Source organism: Massilia sp. CMS3.1, assembly GCF_051262535.1.
Lineage (GTDB): Bacteria > Pseudomonadota > Gammaproteobacteria > Burkholderiales > Burkholderiaceae_D > Telluria.
The window spans coordinates 123804-141341 of record NZ_JBIMES010000001.1; the positions used below are offsets into that span (position 1 = coordinate 123804).

At 65.7% G+C, this 17538-nt stretch carries 12 protein-coding genes; 4 read left to right on the plus strand and 8 right to left on the minus strand.

Going from position 1 to position 17538, the window contains the following annotated elements:
• Nucleotides 1-690 (minus strand): response regulator, encoded by a 690-nt coding sequence (locus tag ACHAC9_RS00550; RefSeq protein WP_435756065.1) that lies wholly within the window; start codon nt 688-690, stop codon nt 1-3.
• A 38-nt stretch (nt 691-728) separates the two neighbouring features.
• On the opposite strand from ACHAC9_RS00550, the gene ACHAC9_RS00555 reads away from it, so the two are divergent.
• The 4 genes from ACHAC9_RS00555 to ACHAC9_RS00570 all read left to right on the plus strand — a co-directional run bounded on the left by ACHAC9_RS00555 (nt 729) and on the right by ACHAC9_RS00570 (nt 3613).
• Nucleotides 729-1367, plus strand: a complete 639-nt coding sequence (locus tag ACHAC9_RS00555) for a hypothetical protein (protein WP_435756067.1) — start codon at nt 729-731, stop codon at nt 1365-1367.
• Nucleotides 1368-1433: 66 nt separating this feature from the next.
• Nucleotides 1434-2267 carry an alpha/beta fold hydrolase gene (locus ACHAC9_RS00560; RefSeq protein ID WP_435756069.1) on the plus strand — a complete coding sequence of 278 codons (834 nt, stop codon included), beginning with the start codon at nt 1434-1436 and terminating at the stop codon, nt 2265-2267.
• 65 nt (nt 2268-2332) lie between these two features.
• Nucleotides 2333-2899, plus strand: coding sequence for a dCTP deaminase (dcd, locus tag ACHAC9_RS00565; RefSeq protein ID WP_435756071.1), 567 nt, complete (start codon nt 2333-2335; stop codon nt 2897-2899).
• Between the two features lie 54 nt (nt 2900-2953).
• Nucleotides 2954-3613 (plus strand): cation transporter, encoded by a 660-nt coding sequence (locus tag ACHAC9_RS00570; protein WP_435756072.1) that lies wholly within the window; start codon nt 2954-2956, stop codon nt 3611-3613.
• 66 nt (nt 3614-3679) lie between these two features.
• On the opposite strand, the gene ACHAC9_RS00575 is transcribed toward ACHAC9_RS00570, so the two are convergent.
• From ACHAC9_RS00575 to ACHAC9_RS00605, 7 genes are all read right to left on the minus strand, one after another.
• Nucleotides 3680-5935, minus strand: coding sequence for an Orn/Lys/Arg decarboxylase N-terminal domain-containing protein (locus ACHAC9_RS00575; protein ID WP_435756074.1), 2256 nt, complete (start codon nt 5933-5935; stop codon nt 3680-3682).
• Between the two features lie 198 nt (nt 5936-6133).
• Nucleotides 6134-6628: a dihydrofolate reductase gene (locus ACHAC9_RS00580; RefSeq protein ID WP_435756076.1), complete on the minus strand. Its 495-nt coding sequence runs from the start codon at nt 6626-6628 to the stop codon at nt 6134-6136.
• 137 nt (nt 6629-6765) lie between these two features.
• On the minus strand, nt 6766-7446 hold the full coding sequence (locus ACHAC9_RS00585) for an MOSC domain-containing protein (RefSeq protein ID WP_435756078.1): 681 nt from the start codon (nt 7444-7446) through the stop codon (nt 6766-6768).
• Nucleotides 7443-12521 carry a DUF3320 domain-containing protein gene (locus ACHAC9_RS00590; RefSeq protein ID WP_435756080.1) on the minus strand — a complete coding sequence of 1693 codons (5079 nt, stop codon included), beginning with the start codon at nt 12519-12521 and terminating at the stop codon, nt 7443-7445. The genes ACHAC9_RS00585 and ACHAC9_RS00590 overlap by 4 nt, the downstream gene beginning before the upstream one ends.
• 963 nt (nt 12522-13484) lie before the next feature.
• Nucleotides 13485-14279 (minus strand): thymidylate synthase, encoded by a 795-nt coding sequence (gene thyA / locus ACHAC9_RS00595; RefSeq protein WP_435756082.1) that lies wholly within the window; start codon nt 14277-14279, stop codon nt 13485-13487.
• Between the two features lie 24 nt (nt 14280-14303).
• Nucleotides 14304-15386 (minus strand): threonine aldolase family protein, encoded by a 1083-nt coding sequence (locus tag ACHAC9_RS00600; protein ID WP_435756084.1) that lies wholly within the window; start codon nt 15384-15386, stop codon nt 14304-14306.
• An 87-nt stretch (nt 15387-15473) separates the two neighbouring features.
• Complete coding sequence (locus ACHAC9_RS00605; RefSeq protein WP_435756086.1) at nt 15474-17495, minus strand: methyl-accepting chemotaxis protein; 2022 nt, start codon at nt 17493-17495, stop codon at nt 15474-15476.
• Nucleotides 17496-17538: the final 43 nt, after the last annotated feature.

The window sequence follows — 17538 nt, forward strand, 5'->3', positions numbered from 1 at the left end:
TCACACGCGAATGAGCTGGTAGCCGAGACGGTACACGGTCTGCAGCGGCGAGCGGCCGTCCGCCAAGGTGCCAAGCTTGTGACGCAGGCTGCTCAGGTGGACGTCGATATTCCGGTCGAAGCGCGCCAGCGGCCGGCCCAGGCCCTGTTCCGACAGCTCGCCCTTGCTGACCGGGCGGCCCGCATGGCGCGCCAGCACCTCCAGCAGGTTGAATTCGGTGCTCGTCAGTTCCAGGTTGGCGCCGTCCCAGGTGGCGCGGCGCTGCTCGGGCAGCATGGTCAGCTTGCCGACCGTGAGCACGACGCCGGCATCCCCGCCTGGTGCGGCGTCATGGGTGCGGCGCAGGATGGCGCGCACGCGCGCGGTAAGCTCGCGCGGGGTGCAGGGCTTGGTGACGTAGTCGTCGGCGCCGAGTTCCAGGCCGAGTATGCGGTCGGCGTCGTCGCCGCGGCCGGTCAGCATCAGCACCGGGATCTTGCTGGCGGCGCGGATGCGGCGCAGCGTGTCGATGCCGTTCAGGGACGGCATCATCACGTCCAGGATCGCAATCGCATGGCGTCCGCTGAGGGCTTCGCGCGCACCTGTCGCACCATGGTGGGCGCAGGCGACCGTGAAGCCTTCCTGTTCCAGGTATTCGGTAAACATGGCGACGAGCTCGATGTCGTCGTCGATCAGCAGGACATGGTTCATCCCCGGGATGATAGCAGCGCCGTTCTCCCCCGGGCGCGTTGCGCGATGCCATTTACCGTTCTTTACATGGCTGTGTCCTCGCCGCGACTTACGCGGTTCTACCTCCGCTTTACGGCAATTTACAGGCTGCCGCCAGCCGGCGCCAAAGCCTGCGCTGGCTGTTCGCGGGTACCGCTGCCGTGCCGCTGTACGGCTGCGCCGCCGGTTCGAGCGCCGGCACGAGCGCAAGCACCACGGCCGCCGCCGGCACGCCCGTCTACCTCTGGCATTGCGACCGCGACGGCAACTACGCGATGTCTTCGAGCGCGATCAGCGCGGAGAACTACCTGCGCGGCGTGCAGGAGGCGGACGCCGACGGTGTCGTCACCTTCACCACCATCTTCCCCGGCTGCTATGACGGGCGCATGCCGCAGGTGCACGTCGAGGTGTATCCGACGCTGGCCAAGGCGACGAGTGCCGCGAACCGCGTGAAGACCTCGCAGTTCGCCTTCCCGCTGGCCACTTGCAACGACGTGTACACGGCCAACGGCTACAGCGCATCCGTGCGCAACCTGGCGCGCATCAGCTACGCGCTTGATAAGGTATTCGTCGACGGCACGGCGTTGCAGATGGCGTCGATGACGGGCGACGTCGTGAATGGCTATGTCGCGACGCTGACTGTAGGTGTTTCCCTCTAAAGGAAGTTCACGCACGAGCTGCTCACATTACAATCAGGGCTTCTTCCGATTGGCCCCGCCCGCTTCATGACCAAGCCCCTGCTGCATTTCTGTCACGGTAACAGCTTCCCTTCCGGTACCTACCGCCAGCTGCTCGGCGGCCTGCGCTCCCATTACGAGGTCCATACGACCGACATGGTCGGGCACGATCCGCGCTTCCCGGTGGGCGATGGCTGGAGCGGCCTGGTGGACGAACTGGGTGCGGACCTCGAGCGCCATGGCCGCCCGGCGATCCTGGTCGGCCATTCGCTCGGCGGCATGCTGAGCACCATGCTGGCGGCGCGCCGTCCCGAACTGGCGCGCTGCGTCGTGATGCTCGACTCGCCCGTGGTGGCCGGCTGGCGCGCGCAGGCCTGGCGCGTGGTCAAACTGCTCGGTAAAGGCGCGCGCTTTTCGCCGGCGCGCTTTTCTGAGCGGCGCCGCAATGTCTGGCCGAACCGGGCCGCCGCGCATGAACACTTCATCTCGAAGGATATCTTCGCGGCCTGGGCGCCGGGCGTGCTGGACGATTACCTCGACGTCGGCCTGGCGCCCCATCCGGACGGGGTGCAGCTGCGCTTCGATCGCGCTGTCGAAACGGCCATCTACAATGGCCTGCCGCACCACATGGGCCAGGTGATCGGCCGCGGTTTTCCGGTGCCGATCGGTTTCATTGGCGCGAACAACTCGGAAGAGCTGCGCCAGGCGGGTCTCGCCTCGACGCGCAAACTCGTCGGCCCCAACTTCATCATGACCGAGGGATCCCATTTGTACCCGCTCGAGCACCCGAAGCGCGCCGCCCGGCTCACGCACGAGATGATCCAGCGCCTGCTGGGCACGCGCGTCGAGCGCAAGTCAATGCTGGCGCAAGGACAAGCCTGAGGGCGACCGCACCGGGCTTTTCGCGTAAAATCGTGGGATTCCAAGCAATCCTGAAAGAACCCAGCATGGCAATTAAGAGCGATAAATGGATCCGCCGCATGGCGCAAGAAACCGGCATGATCGAGCCGTTCTCACCTGGCCAGGTCCGCGAGGAAGAAGGCCGCCGCATCATCTCCTACGGCACCTCGTCGTATGGCTACGATATCCGCTGCGCCGACGAGTTCAAGATTTTCACGAACATCAACAGTACCATCGTCGACCCGAAGAACTTCGATTCGAACTCGTTCGTCGATGTGAAGAGCGACGTGTGCATCATCCCGCCGAATTCGTTCGCGCTGGCGCGCACCATCGAATACTTCCGCATCCCGAGGAATGTCTTGACCATTTGCCTGGGTAAATCAACCTATGCGCGCTGCGGCATCATCGTCAACGTCACGCCGTTCGAGCCGGAATGGGAAGGTTATGTGACGCTCGAGTTCTCGAACACGACGCCGCTGCCGGCCAAGATCTATGCCGGCGAAGGCTGCGCCCAGGTGCTGTTCTTCGAATCCGACGAAGTCTGCGAAACCTCGTACAAGGACCGCGGCGGCAAGTACCAGGGCCAGGTCGGCGTGACGCTGCCGAAAACCTGATACGTTTTTTAAGGGCAGGCTTCAAATCTTGTATCACTTCTAGCGGAGGCCGCCATGGCCGATTGCTGCAGCGGCGGGTGTTCAGCCGACAAACCGCCGGTGGACCCGGTCTACCGGCGCATCCTCTGGATCGCGCTCGTCGTCAACGCGCTCATGTTCGGCGTCGAGCTGGTCGGCGGCTGGGCGGCGGGCTCCGTGTCGCTGCTGGCCGACGCGGTCGACTTCTTCGGCGACGCCGCCAACTACGGCATCTCCCTGTTCGTGCTCGGCATGGCGCCGATCTGGCGTTCGCGCACCGCGCTGGTCAAGGGGATGAGCATGGGTGCCTACGGCGTCTTCGTCATCGGTACGGCCTTGTGGCACCTCGCGGCCGGCACCGTGCCGCGGGCCTCGACGATGGGCGCGATCGGCTTTGCGGCGTTGGCGGCCAATGGACTGGTGGCGGTGCTGCTGTTCGCGTACCGCAACGGCGACTCGAACATGCGCTCGGTCTGGCTGTGCACGCGCAATGACGCGATCGGGAACGTCGCCGTGATGCTGGCGGCGCTCGGCGTCTACCAGACGGGCAGCGGCTTGCCGGACCTGGTCGTGGCCGGGGTGATGGGTGTGCTCGGGTTGACGGCGGCGCGCAGTGTGATCATGCAGGCGCGGGCCGAGATGAATACGGTGCCCGCCATCACGACGGAGCCGATCGTTGAGTTAAAGCGTCGGTAGGGTGGACCACCGCCAACAAAAAAAGAGGAGCCAGCGGCTCCTCTTTTCACATCAGCGAAACAGCAATCAGTCCAGCTTCACGCAATCGACGAAGTAATCCCGCTTGCCATTCACCTCACGCTTGACCAGCCCGTGCACGTCGGTCTCGAAGCCCGGGAAGCGTTCGTTGAAGTCGCGTGCGAAGCGCAGGTAGTCGACGATGATCTTGTTGAAGCGCTCGCCCGGGATCAGGAGCGGAATGCCCGGCGGGTAAGGCGTCAGCAGGATCGCAGTAGTGCGGCCTTCGAGGTCTTCGATCGCCACGCGCTCGATGTCGCGGCGCGCCATCTTGGCGAAGGCGTCCGACGGCTTCATCGCCGGGACCATGTCCGACAAATACATCTCGGTGGTCAGGCGTGCCACGTCGTACTGCTTGTAGAAGGTGTGGATCTGGGTGCACAGGTCGCGCAGGCCGCTCGTTTCGTAGCGCGGATTGGCGGCGGCGAACTTGGGCATGACCTGCCACATCTGCTTGTTGCGGTCGTAGTCGTCCTTGAACTGCTGCAGTGCAGTCACCAGCGTGTTCCAGCGGCCCTTGGTGATACCGATCGTGAACATGATGAAGAAGGAGTACAGCCCGCACTTCTCGATGATCACGCCGTGTTCGGCCAGGTACTTGGTCACGATCGAGGCCGGGATCCCGCTCTCGCCGAACTTGCCGTCGAGCGACAGGCCAGGGGTGACGACGGTCGCCTTGATCGGGTCGAGCATGTTGAAGCCCGGCGCGAGTTTGCCGAAGCCGTGCCAGTCGTCCTCGGCGCTGATCATCCAGTCTGCCTGGGTGCCGATGCCTTCTTCGCACAGGGTGTCCGGACCCCAGACCTTGAACCACCAGTCGTTGCCGAATTCGGCGTCGACCTTCTTCATGGCGCGGCGGAAGTCGAGCGCTTCCAGGATCGATTCTTCAACCAGCGCGGTGCCGCCCGGCGCTTCCATCATGGCCGCTGCCACGTCGCAGGAAGCGATGATCGAATACTGGGGCGAGGTCGAGGTGTGCATCAGGAAGGCTTCGTTGAAGGCGTCCTGGTCGAGTTTCACCGTTTCGGATTCGCGTACCAGCACCTGCGAGGCCTGCGACAGGCCGGCCAGCAGTTTGTGGGTCGACTGGGTCGAGAAGATCATCGACTGCTTGGCGCGCGGGCGGTCGCGGCCGATCGCGTGCATGTTCTTGTAGAAGTCGTGGAAGGTCGCGTGCGGCAGCCAGGCTTCGTCGAAGTGCAGTGTCTCGATGCGGCCGTCCAGCATTTCGCGCAGGGTCTCGACGTTGTAGACCACGCCGTCGTAGGTCGACTGGGTAATCGTCAGGATGCGCGGCTTCTTGTCCTTCGCTTCACGGGCGAACGGGTTGGCTTCGATCTTGCGAGCGATCGACTCTTCGGTGAACTCTTCGAGCGGGATCGGGCCGATGATGCCGAGGTTGTTCCGGGTCGGCATCAGGAACACGGGAATCGCGCCGCACATGATGATCGAGTGCAGGATCGACTTGTGGCAGTTGCGGTCGACGACCACGATGTCGCCGGGAGCGACGGTCGAGTGCCAGACCATCTTGTTCGAGGTCGAGGTGCCGTTGGTGACGAAATAGCAGTGGTCGGCGCCGTAGATGCGCGCGGCGTTGCGTTCGGATTTGGCGACAGGACCCGTATGGTCCAGTAACTGGCCGAGTTCCTCGACCGCGTTGCAGACGTCGGCGCGCAGCATGTTCTCGCCGAAGAACTGGTGGAACATCTGGCCGACCGGCGACTTGAGGAAGGCGACGCCGCCCGAGTGGCCCGGGCAGTGCCACGAGTAGGAACCGTCGTAGGCGTAGTTGACCAGCGCGCGGAAGAAGGGCGGCGCCAGGCTGTCGAGATAGGCTTTCGCTTCGCGGATAATGTGGCGCGCGACGAATTCCGGCGTGTCCTCGAACATGTGGATGAAGCCGTGCAGCTCCTTCAGGATGTCGTTCGGGATGTGGCGGCTGGTGCGCGTCTCGCCGTAGATATAGATCGGGATGTTCGAATTCTTGTGGCGGATCTCTTCCACGAAGGCGCGCAGGCGCGTCAGCGCATGGTCGGTTTCCTCGAACGAGCCGGCGCCGAATTCCTCATCGTCGATCGACAGCACGAAGGCCGAGGCGCGCGACTGCTGCTGCGCGAACGACGACATGTCGCCGTAGCTGGTCAGGCCCAGCACTTCCATGCCTTCTTTTTCCATCGCGGCGGCGAGGGCGCGAATGCCCAGGCCGGACGTGTTCTCGGACCGGAAGTCCTCGTCGATGATGATGATGGGGAAACGAAATTTCATTGACAGCTCCAATGCGAAGCGCCGTGGGGCAAGCGCGCCCAGGTTGGGCGGCCCGCCTCGCACGGCACCGAAAATAAGAAGCGGATTTTCGCAGAAAATCCGCTGTCCGGTGTGAGTTTTTTACTAGAGTAACCGGGATGCGGCCGGGTACGGCGCACATCAGTACCGACGAGGCCAGGTTCCGCGCACCGGGCACGCTCAAGCGGCGGTTCCCTTGCGCGCATAGGTGACGAACGCGTAGTCGTAGCCGTTGGCGTCGGAGTGGTGAGCTTCGCGCTCGCGTTCGATCCAGATGTCGCGGTCGATCGGCGGGAAGAAGGTGTCGCAGTCGAAGCGGTAATCGATCTCGGTGACGATCATGCGCTCGGCAATGTCCATGGACGAGGCGAAGATCTGGGCGCCGCCGATGATGCTGGCCGGTTCGTCCTGGATGAGGGCGATCGCCGCTTCCAGCGAGGCGACGGCATCGACGCCCGCGTGGGACCACGCGGCATTTCGCGTCACGACGATGTTGCGCCGGCCCGGCAATGGGCGGCCGATCGAGTCGAAGGTCTTGCGGCCCATGATGATCGGCTGGCCCAGCGTGACGCGCTTGAAGTGGGCCAGGTCTTCCGGCAGGTGCCAGGGCAGCTTGTTGTCGATCCCGATGCCGCGCTGCGCATCGATCGCCACGACCAGGGTCAGGCGGCTCATCGGGCATCCCCTGGATGACGGTGAAAAGCAGGGGCGGGCACGTGCATATCGGTAGTCCTTGTCGATTGATCAAGCGGGGAGGGCAGATGGTGTCGCGACTGGGGCAGCGTGTCAAGCGTCTTGTGCACCGCGGGAGGTCAGCGCCCCTCGAACAAACCTTCGCCCTGCCAGCGCGGGCGCGGCAGGGCCGACTGCGCCGACACCGCCTTCGCCGCGTAACCATCTCCAAGCTTGGCCAGCAGCCGCGGAAAAGCACGGCAGTAGCTCGACTGGATCCCGGCCAGGCGCGCCAGGTGGCGGTATTCGATCACCGCATCCGGCGGGACCGCATCGAGCACGCACCGTACCCGCTCACGCCAATCGTCAAGCCAGGGCTGTTCGAGTACGCCGAGGTCGCGCACCCGGTCGCCGCGCCGGATCGTGCCGCCGGCGAGCACCCGCGCCAGCATGCCGCGCCGCAGCCCAAGCCGACGCGCCAGCCCGCTTTGCTGAACGTCGAGCTGGCCGCAGGCTTCGCACTGGAACATCATGCGCAGCCGCACTTCGCTGCCGACCTGCAGAACCGTGCCCGAAGCCAGTTGCGCGGTGTCCGCGTCGATCAGCAGGTTCTCGTGCAGCGCATGGGGCGGCAGGCGCAATGCATCATAGGCGCCGCTGCTCGCCAGCAGCAGCTGGCGCGGCGAGAGGGCGTCGGCATGGATGTCCCCATCGATGCCGACGCCTGCGCGCACAACAAGGCGCTCGAACGACTCTGGTGGCGCGCTGCGCAAGGTGCGCGATGCCAGCGCCACGACGCTACCGATATCCGCAGTGGTCACCGCCGCAGCGCCCGCACCAGGCCGTCCTCGACAACGATCCGGCTTGCCGCCGGCTCGGCCAGCAGCGCACGCCCGATACGCGCCTCGGCGTCTGCCGTGGTACGGCTGATGCCGAACAGCCGGCATACCGCCCGCGCCAGGCCCTCCGTGCCCGTGGCGCCATGCTGCGCCAGGACGTAAGAGGCGGCATTGCCGAGTTCCTCGACGCAGATGTCGTCGATGCCGCGGCGTGAATCCGGGTCCTGGTCGGGGACACGGAACGCGTCCCAGGCCGCGCCCGTTACGCCTTCAGGCCAATACACGTGCGCGCCATCGTTTGAGGCGGCCGGCGCATGCGGCACCAGCCGCGCCAGGTGCTCCTCGACCCGGCGCGTCAGGCGCGCGATACCCCAGGCCCGCGCGACGCGCTTGAACAGCACACCCTGCATGACCGGTCCCTCGCTGCGGATCACGTTGGCCAGCTGCGCCCGGATCAGCATCGTCGACGCCTTGTCATAGAACAGGTCGGCCTCGCCGCCGTCGATCACGGCGGCCCGGTACACCGGCAGGCTGGATGCCGGCGCGGCCTCGAGCGGCGGCAGCGCCTCGACCGGAGCCGATGGAGGATCGGCGTCAGGCGGTGCAACCGGCTCGGGCTCGGGCAGCACCTCGGCCTCGCTCTCGAGCGGCTGGTTCACCAGCGTCTCCAGGCGTGCAATCAGGCGCCTGCCTGGTTCCTCCGGATTGATCCACCAGTCGGTCGACCAGATCCGGTGCAGTTCCCAGCCCAGCCCTTCCAGCACGTGCTGGCGCAGCCGGTCGCGGTCGCGCGCGGTGGCGGCCGAGTGGTAGCTGGCGCCGTCGCATTCGACGCCGAGCAGGTAGCGCCCCGGCGCACGCGGATCGACCACGCCGATATCGATCCTGAAGCCCGACACACCGACTTGCGGGTGGACCTCCCAGCCGCGTTCGCGCAGCAGGGCGATGACCTGGCGTTCGAAGGGACTATCCGGTTCGCGCCCGGTCGGGATGCGCTGCTCGGTCAGTGCGCGCGGTCCGCGGATCGCAAACTCCAGGTAGTGCTTCAGGTCGCGCACGCCGCTGGCGCGCACGCGCGACAGGTCGATCTGTTCCGGCATCAAGGTGCTGAAAATGACCACTTGCTGGCGCGCGCGCGAGACCGCCACGTTCAGGCGCCGGTGTCCGCCTTCGAGATTGAGCGGGCCGAAGTTCAGGCTCACCTTGCCGGCCGCGTCCGGACCGTAGGTAATCGAGAAATAGATGATGTCGCGCTCGTCGCCCTGGACGTTTTCCAGGTTCTTGATGAACAAGGGCTCCTGGGCGGCAAGGGCCAGCGCCGCGTCCAGCTGCGGCAAGGCCCGGCGCCGTTCGTCGAGCAGGCGCTCGATCAGGTTTTGCTGCGCCTGATTGAAGGTCACGACGCCGACCGTCTGGCGGCGCCTGGCAGGATCCAGGTAATGCGCTTCGATGGCTTTGACGATCGCGTCGGCCTCGGCGCGGTTGGTGCGCGAGCCGCCGCGATCGTAGACACCAATCACGCGCTGGAAACGCACGCCCGTGTCCTCGGTATACGGAGACGGGAAAGTGATCAGCGCATTGTCGTAATAGGTGATGTTGCTGAAGGTGATCAGGCTTTCGTGGCGGCTGCGGTAATGCCAGTGCAGCGTCAACTGCGGCATGCCGATGCCGAGGCACTCATCGAGGATGCTTTCCAGGTCCTGGAGTTCGTCCTCGCCGTCGTCCTCGCCCTCATCGAGCCTGCTGAAGAAGCTCGTGGGGGGCAGCTGCTTCGGGTCGCCCACGCAGACCAGCTGGCGCCCGCGGGCAATCGCCCCGACGGCGTCCCAGACCGGAATCTGGGAGGCTTCGTCGAAGATGACGACGTCGAACTGGGCATGGCCGGCATCGAGATACTGGGCCACCGACAGCGGCGACATCAAGAGGCAGGGTTTCAGGCGCGGCATCAGGGTCGGCAGGTTCTGCACCAGCTGGCGCACCGGCATGTGCTTGCGCTGCTTTTGCAGTTCGCGGCGCAGCTTGCCCATCTCGGAATCGGCGCCCGGCGCGGTGCTGCCCCCAATCGGGATCTGGCCGGCCAGCCTGGCCACCACGTATTGCTGGGTCAAGGTCTGGAAGCGCTCGTCGGCCTGGCGGAATTCCAGGATCTTGCGTTCGTGGTCGGCGCTCGAGAAGGCGCACAGGACGCTTTCCGCGCCGATGGCTTGTCGCACCCACCAGTTGCGGTAGCTGAATTCGAAATAGTCGGCCACGCTGGCCAGGGGCGTGTCGCCCGCCTCCAGGGCGTCGACGATTCCCTGCAGGCCGTTCTTGACGGCGTCGTAACGGGCGCGCTGCCACAGGCTCCACGGTTGCAGCTGGCGCGCGGCCAGGCGCCATCCCTGGAGGGTGGCGAGCAGGCGGCTCAATGCCGCCGGGTTGGCATCGTCGCCCAGCAGGTGGCTGGCGCCGGCCAGTCCCGTTACGGTATCGATGCCGTCGACGCACTGGCGCCATGCATCGCGGTAGGCGAGCAGGATGCGTCCATGCGCCATGTCGCCGCCCAGCAGTGCGCGCTCGCTGTCGACCAGGGCACCCAGCTTGTCGCGCAACAAGCCCATGAGCTCCACGTCGCCGCCCGCGAGACGCAGCGTCGCCTGCGCAAAGCGCGCCGCCCATTGTTCGGCCGCCTCGACCCTGGCCCAGTCGGTCTTGTGACGGGCGAAATCGTCCTGCAGCAGGGTTTCTGCCTGCGGCGCCAGCGTTCCGATCGCCGCGTCTTCCCGGTTCAGCGTGGCGAGGGTATCGAGCATGCCTGGCATATGCGCGTCAAGCAGGGGCTGTCCATCGCTGCGGTAGCCGGAAAGGCGCGTCAGGACGGCGCGCCTGGCGAACCAGCTTTTCGGCCACCAGGTTTGTACGGCCGCGCTCCATTCGAGGCGCAGCGCCTGCGCGTCGAGCGCAGCCACGTCCTCGCGCCAGGCGCCCCCGAAAAGCTCCCAGGCTCGCGCCCGCGCCAGGCCGTGCCGGCGCAATACCGACAAGCGGCTGCGCGCGGCCTCGTCATGGGCGGCACGCGCCACGCCCACCGGGACCTGTGGCGCGGCCAGCAGGATGCCGGCCAGCTCGTCGAGCACGGTCAGCTCGGCCAGCGACAGGTCGCTGTGGTCGAGCCCCAGCAAACCGAAGAAGCGTCCGGCCGCATCCTGCAGGGCGCTCGCCTTCGCTTCCAGGGTGCTTGCGCCCTGCAGCAGCTCCTGCTCCCAGGTGGGCGTCCAGTCGCGGCGCGCAAGCTGCGCCAGCGGATGGCTGGACAGGCCGCTGAGCTGGCCGGCGAGCGCCGCCATCTGGCGGCAACTGGCGCGCAAGGCGTCCAGTTCGGCCCGCGAATGCGTGTCGAGCCCGGGAAAGTGCATGTGCGCGGGACGCCAGCCCGGGTGGCCGACCGTGGTGCCGATCGCGTCGTAGATAGTCAACTCGTTGCGGTGTACCCGGTGCAGGGCTTCTGCCACGCCGTTCAGGTCCTGGCGCAAGGCCCACAGGCGTTTGGCTTCGACTTCCCAGTCGCGCACGGTGCGCGTGCCGGCCGCCTCCAGGGCCGCACCGAGCTGCTTGAGCACATCGGCCTTGCGCGCCTTGGCCGAATGCAGCTCGAGGCAGAAGGCGCCGAGACCCAGTGAACTCAGGCGCCGGTGCACGACGTCGAGCGCCGCCATCTTCTCGGACACGAACAGCACGGTGCGCCCGGTCGCCAGCAGATGGGTGATCAGGTTGGTGATGGTCTGGCTTTTTCCCGTGCCGGGCGGCCCTTCGATGACCAGGTTCTTGCCGCCGCTGGCCACGCAAATGGCGCGCAGTTGCGAGGAATCCGACAGCATCGGCGCGAACAGGTCATGCGGCCGGTGCGTCTCGTCGAGCGTGCGCGGCTCGAAGCCGAGCGGTTCATTCAGGAAGGCTTTGCCCGGATTGTTGATCAGGTGCGCGACGACGCTGTTTTCCTGGAGTTGCCGGTGGCGGTCCTGCAGGTCCTTCCACATCAGGTATTTGGTGAACGAGAAGATCCCCAGCTCCACCGTCTCCTTCACCTCCCATCCCTTCAATTCGCCCACGTGCAGGCGGAAGGTTTGCAGGACGGCGGCGACGTCGATGCCTTTCTCGTCGCCCGGCAGCACATCGAAGGCCGGCAGCTTGAGGCTGAAGTCCCGGGCCAGCTTCTGGCGCAGGGTCGGGTTCACCAGGGCCTCGTCATCATGGCGCATCAAGCGGAAACCGCTGCGCACCGACTGGCGCGACAGGGTGACTGGAATGAGGAGGATCGGCGCCAGGTGGGTCGCTTCGGCGTCCATGCTTTCCTGCCATTGCAGGAAGCCGAAGGCCAGGAACAGGGTATTCGCGCCGCCTTCCTCCAGGCCCGTCGAGGCGGCCCGGAACACTTCGAGCAGGCGCGCGTCCAGGGCCTCGCTTGTGCTGTCGACGACGATTTCGCCGCGGCCCAGTGCGTCGAGCGCGAGCGCATCCAGGGGAGGCGCGCCATGACGCGCGCCGTACACGGCGGCGTCGCGGTTGTCGGCGCCGGTCATCAAGGGCGGCGCCGCCCGGATCCTGAATTCCTTGCCCTCGGCGAGGCTGTCTTCAAAGGCGCCCAGGTCGGGGCAGATCACGCGCAGCGTCGTCTTCGACGGTTTGAAGTTCAGCAGGCGGTTACGCAGTGTCAGGTCCAGCAGCCGGCTTTTCCACTTCGCCAGGCGCCCCTCCGGCGTGTCGGCCGCGAGCTCGCGTGCCGGCAATCCAGCCGGGTCGAGCGGGGGCAGGGGCGGCATCTCTTCGACCGCCGGCGCGCCGTCTTCCAGGGTCGGGACGGCCGGCGTGGCCGAAGTGGAGCGCGAAGGCAGCGGGCGGATCTGGGCTTCGCGCGCGCGGCGCACGTCGATGGCGCAGGTAAACGCCATGTCGCCCGCCAGCTGGTCTTCGCCCTGTTTGCAAGCCGTGCGCAGCGTCGTGCGCGCACCGCTGGCGACAACCGTGGTCTCGAACACCACGAGTTCGCCCGACTGGACGCGCTTGCGTACCGATTGCACGTCATCGACCAGCGCCGTCGGGAAGCTTGTGTCGACCAGCCAGGCGCCGACCCAGGCATGGCTTTCAGCAACAGGACTGGATTCAGGCCGGCCTGCTCGAGGCAGGACGCGAACAGCATCACCAGGTCGAGGCAGGTGGCCACATTGGTGTCGAGGATACGCTCGGGCGTGCGGATTTTTTGTCCGTCGTTGCCGAAGGAGGCCGGCGGATTCGAGTACTGCAGGTCAAGGGCTGCGATGGTGCTGTAGATGCTGGAAACCTGCTTCCAGGCGTGCTCGCGGTTCTTCGACTGGTAGCCGCTCATCGACAAGCCGGGCGCATCTGCGCGCAGCAGCGCCGAGGCCTTGGCCACGAGGCGGTCGACGACCGGCGAATTGGGCATGCAGAAGGCGGCCAGCAACTCCGGCAAGGCGCGGGTTCCGGCCCACTGGTCATAGGCCAGCACCTCGACCGGGCGCAGGGCTTCTGCCGCCGGTTCGCCGCCCACGCTGACGCTGACCTTGAGCGCGCCGCGCTCGGACTCGTCGAGCCCGGCGAGGTAGGCGTGATCGGGTTTCAGGTCGAGCGGCGCGATGCGGCGCACTTCCCCCGGCGCCAGGCGCTCGAAGTGCAGCCGTTCGCCGCGCGCGAAGGCGGGGGCGCAGCCAATCACGACTTCGACGTCTTCCAACGGCGCATCGCCCGGGTTGGTGAGCGTCAGCGCACGCAGTACCGGGAGGTTGTTCTGGATCGCCGCGTATCCCGTCGTCGGGTCGGCCTCAACGTCGATATGCAGGGTGGGTGAACGAGGTGAAACGTCGGCAGGCTGGGGCAAGACTGGCTCCGCGAGCAGGTCTTCGGTCATGATGCGATCCTGAGAAAAGGAAAACCCGCCAGGCATGCGCGAGGCGGGCAATGTTTCAATCTAAAGCCTGAGTCCCGCCTTGTCAATCGTGTACGGCTGGCCTGGAGGCTTGCAGCGCCTATACCGCGACCGGCGCCTTGATTCCCGCATGCGACTGGTAATCGACAAACTCGACATCCTCGAAGCGGTAGTCGAACAAGCATTCCGGTTTGCGCTTGATGACGAGTGTCGGCAGCGGGAAGGGTTCGCGTGACAGCTGCAGGGCGGCTTGCTCGAGGTGGTTCGAGTACAGGTGGCAGTCGCCCCCGGTCCAGACAAAGTCGCCCACTTCCAGGCCCGCCTGCTGCGCCATCATGTGGGTCAGCAGCGCATAGGAGGCGATATTGAAAGGCACGCCGAGGAAGATGTCGGCGCTGCGCTGGTAGAGCTGGCAGGACAGCTTGCCGTCGGCGACGTAGAACTGGAACAGCGCGTGGCAGGGCGGCAGCTTCATCTGGGGGATGTCGGCCACGTTCCAGGCCGAGACGATCATGCGGCGCGAGTCGGGGGTGTTCCTGATCTGCTCGAGGACCTGGCTGATCTGGTCGATGTGTTGGCCCGATGGCGTGGGCCAGTTGCGCCACTGGTGGCCGTAGATCGGACCGAGTTCGCCGTTCGCATCGGCCCATTCGTCCCAGATCGAGACGCCGTTCTCCTTCAGGTAGGCGATGTTGGTCGAGCCCTGCAGGAACCAGATCAGTTCATGGACGATCGACTTCAGGTGCACCTTCTTGGTGGTCACCAGCGGAAAACCGTCCTGCAAATTGAAACGCATCTGGTGCCCGAACACGGACAAGGTGCCGGTACCGGTGCGATCAAGCTTGGGAGCGCCGTGCTCTTTCACATGGCGCATGAAGTCGAGGTATTGGCGCATTGCTGGCTTTCGTGGAGAAACGCGCTATTTTAACTGATCGGCGAACAGGGCCAGGGCCTCGCGCAGCCGCGCCTGCGAAACGTTCAACAGGTTGTCGCCGACGTACAGCTCGAAGTAGCTCGTGCCCGGCAGGACACCGTCCGACACGCGGTTGAACAGCCAGATGCCGTGCCGTTCGGCGAGTTCCGCGCGAATGGCGAGCAAGCGTTCGCGGCTGACGGGCAAATGCAGGTGCAGCATGTTGGCCGCCGGCTTGTCCGGGTTGATGCGGATATCCGGGTGGGCGCGCAGCAATTCGTACAGCAGTTCGGTGCGGCGGAAATAATCCGGCATGCTTGCCAGGCGCGCGTCGAACTGCATGGCCGCCGAGACGACATAGGGCGAGCGGTGGATGACGTCGCCGCCTTGGCGCCGGAACCATTCGGCGGCACGCTCGACAAAGTCGCGGCTGCCGAGCAGCAGCGCGCCACCCAGGCCACCGATGCCCTTGTACAGCGAAACGTAGACCGAATCGAAGCCGGCTGCGATATCAGCCGCACTGCGTCCGTAACCGGCTTGCGCTTCCCACAGGCGCGCGCCATCCATGTGCAGGTGGGCGCCGCACGCCTTGCAATGCGCCTTGATCGCCTCGAGTTCTTCCCACGACGATAGCTGGCCGCCGATCTCGCGCATCGGGAGCTCGAGGCCGACGGCCCCGAGCTTGTCCGGCACGGCTTCCAGGTCGGCGACGCGCCAGGGGCGGTTGCGCTCGCCCACCTGGAGCGCGTCGAAGTGGCCGAGCAGCTGGTAGTTCGAGCGCTCGTGGACAAAAATGTGGGAAGTAGGGTGCAGGGCGGCGGGCGCGTTGGCACGATCAAAGCAGGCCAGGCGCAGGGCGGTCGCTTGCGCCATGGTGCCGCTAATGCAGAAGACAGCGGCTTCAAAGCCGAGCAGGGCGGCGACCTTCTCCTCGAAACGCGTGACCAGTTCCCCGCTGCCGTAGACGTCATGTTCGACCCCGTGCCGTTCGCACCAGGCGGCCATGGCGCCGTACATCTCGGCGGGGGTGCGGGCGCGGTGGCCGGGGAAGACGGTGTCGCAGCGGCGGATCAGTTCAAGGTCGGTCAAGATGGGCTCCTGGGTGGGGAGGCAACTTTACACCGGATGGGCGCAGGGTGGGCACTTGTGCCTTGCGCGGCCCGACCCACCCTGCGGTCAAGCGTGCGTCAGCGCGACCCGCCGGACCGGCGCCTCGAGCGCACCGGCACTTTCATCGAGCCGGAACAAACGCACCGCGCGCGCCAGTTCGGCCGCCTGGTCCTGCAATGCCTGCGCCGCGGCACTGGCTTCCTCGACCAGTGCCGCGTTGTGCTGGGTTGTGTCGTCCATCTCGCCGATTGCGCGGTTGACTTGCTCGATGCCGCTGCTTTGTTCGGCGCTGGCGGCGGTGATGTCGGCCATGATGCTGGTCACGCGGCCGACGCTGGCCAGCACTTCGTTCATCGTGGCGCCGGCTTTCGACACCAGCTCGCGCCCGGCGTCGACTTCGCTGGAAGACGCCGCGATCAGGGTCTTGATCTCTTTCGCTGCGGCGGCGCTGCGCTGGGCCAGGTTGCGCACTTCGCTGGCGACGACGGCAAAACCGCGTCCCTGTTCGCCGGCACGCGCCGCTTCCACCGCGGCGTTCAGGGCCAGGATGTTGGTCTGGAAAGCGATGCCGTCGATGACGCCGGTAATGTCCGAGATCTTGCGCGAGGATTGGTTGATCGATTCCATCGTCTCGACCACTTGGGCGACCATGCTGCCGCCCTTCTGGGCGATGGTCGAGGCGGAGACGGCCAGGGTATTTGCCTGGCGTGCGTGTTCGGCATTCTGGCGCACGGTCTCGGTCAGTTCGCCCATCGAGGACGAGGTCGTGGCCAGGCTGCTGGCTTGCTGCTCGGTGCGGGTGCACAGGTCGAGGTTGCCCGTCGAGATCTCGCTCGAGGCATTCGCGATCTGCTCGGCGCCATCGCGTACCTTGCCCACCACCATTGAAAGTTTGTGGCTGATGCCGTTCATGGCGTCCGCCAGCAGGCCGATCTCGTCGTTGTGGCGGCGCGCGACCGTGACCGTCAGGTCGCCGTCGGCGATGCGCACCGCGGCATCGCGCGCGGCAGCCAGCGGACGGGTGACGGTTGCCCGGACAAATATGTACAGGACGGCGGCGAAGATCGAGAGCGCAATCAGGCCGAAGATGGTGTACTGGTTGCGCAGTCGCGCAGCTTCCTGGGTGATCTCGTCGCGATAGGTGCCGCCTGCGACCACCCAGTTCCAGTCCTTAAAGTGGGTAAACGCGACCATCTTCTCGCGCCCGACCGACTCGCCCGGATTCTTCCAGTCATAACTGATCACGCCGGTCTTCTTCGCGAGGATATCTTTCACGAATTCGACGCCATTCGCGGCGCGGCTGTCGAGGATGTTATCGCCTTCGCGCGTCGGGTGTACCAGCAGCTCGCCATAGTTCTTGCCGGCTGCGGCGTTGAGCACATAGAAATAACCGGTGTCGCCGACCTTGACTGCGCGGATGCGTTCCTTCAGCGCAGCAACCTCCGGCGTGATGTCGACGCCGACGTACAGCGCGCCGACGACCTTGCCGGCCGCATCGCGCACCGGTGCGTACTGGGTGATGAACTGCTTGCCGAACAGCTTGGCGAGGCCGACGTAGGTCTTGCCGTCCTTCAGGGCGGCATACGCGGGGCTGGCGCGATCAAGCTGGGTGCCGACGGCGCGTTCGCCGTTTTCCTTCTTCACCGAGGTGGTGACGCGGACAAAATCGTCGCCGTCGGCCACGAAGATCGTCGCGTTGCCGCCGGTCGCGGCGCTGAAGCTGTCCGGAGCACTGAAATCGAGATTGATCACCTTGCCGTCATGCTTCAGGGAAGGCACCTGCTTGCCGCCGATATCGACTGGCGCAGCCGGATCGCTCTCGAAGCTGCCGCCGAACCCCGCGGCGAAGACGCGGCCGAAACTGACGGCCTCGGCCGACACGGTGCGATTGAACAGCTCGACCGTGTTGACCACGCCCTGCAGTTCGTTATGAAGGTTGTCCTTGGCGCGCTCTTCCAGCATCGCCGCGGTGGTGATCGTGATGGTCACGATCAGGGCCGCCAGGATGGCGCCGACGAGCGCGAAGCTGAAGGCGCTGATCTTGGTGCCGACGCTCCAGTTAATAGGGTGATATTTATTGTTGTTCATGACCGAAATTGACAGTGGTTGATCTTTCCGATCATACCTATCA

What these genes read in the sequence shown, in the direction of transcription:
- ACHAC9_RS00550 (WP_435756065.1), bottom strand. Translation starts at nt 690, where the DNA reads ATGAACCATGTCCTGCTGATCGACGACGACATCGAGCTCGTCGCCATG.
- ACHAC9_RS00560 (WP_435756069.1), top strand. Translation starts at nt 1,434, where the DNA reads ATGACCAAGCCCCTGCTGCATTTCTGTCACGGTAACAGCTTCCCTTCC.
- dcd (WP_435756071.1), top strand. Translation starts at nt 2,333, where the DNA reads ATGGCAATTAAGAGCGATAAATGGATCCGCCGCATGGCGCAAGAAACC.
- ACHAC9_RS00570 (WP_435756072.1), top strand. Translation starts at nt 2,954, where the DNA reads ATGGCCGATTGCTGCAGCGGCGGGTGTTCAGCCGACAAACCGCCGGTG.
- ACHAC9_RS00575 (WP_435756074.1), bottom strand. Translation starts at nt 5,935, where the DNA reads ATGAAATTTCGTTTCCCCATCATCATCATCGACGAGGACTTCCGGTCC.
- ACHAC9_RS00580 (WP_435756076.1), bottom strand. Translation starts at nt 6,628, where the DNA reads ATGAGCCGCCTGACCCTGGTCGTGGCGATCGATGCGCAGCGCGGCATC.
- thyA (WP_435756082.1), bottom strand. Translation starts at nt 14,279, where the DNA reads ATGCGCCAATACCTCGACTTCATGCGCCATGTGAAAGAGCACGGCGCT.
- ACHAC9_RS00605 (WP_435756086.1), bottom strand. Translation starts at nt 17,495, where the DNA reads ATGAACAACAATAAATATCACCCTATTAACTGGAGCGTCGGCACCAAG.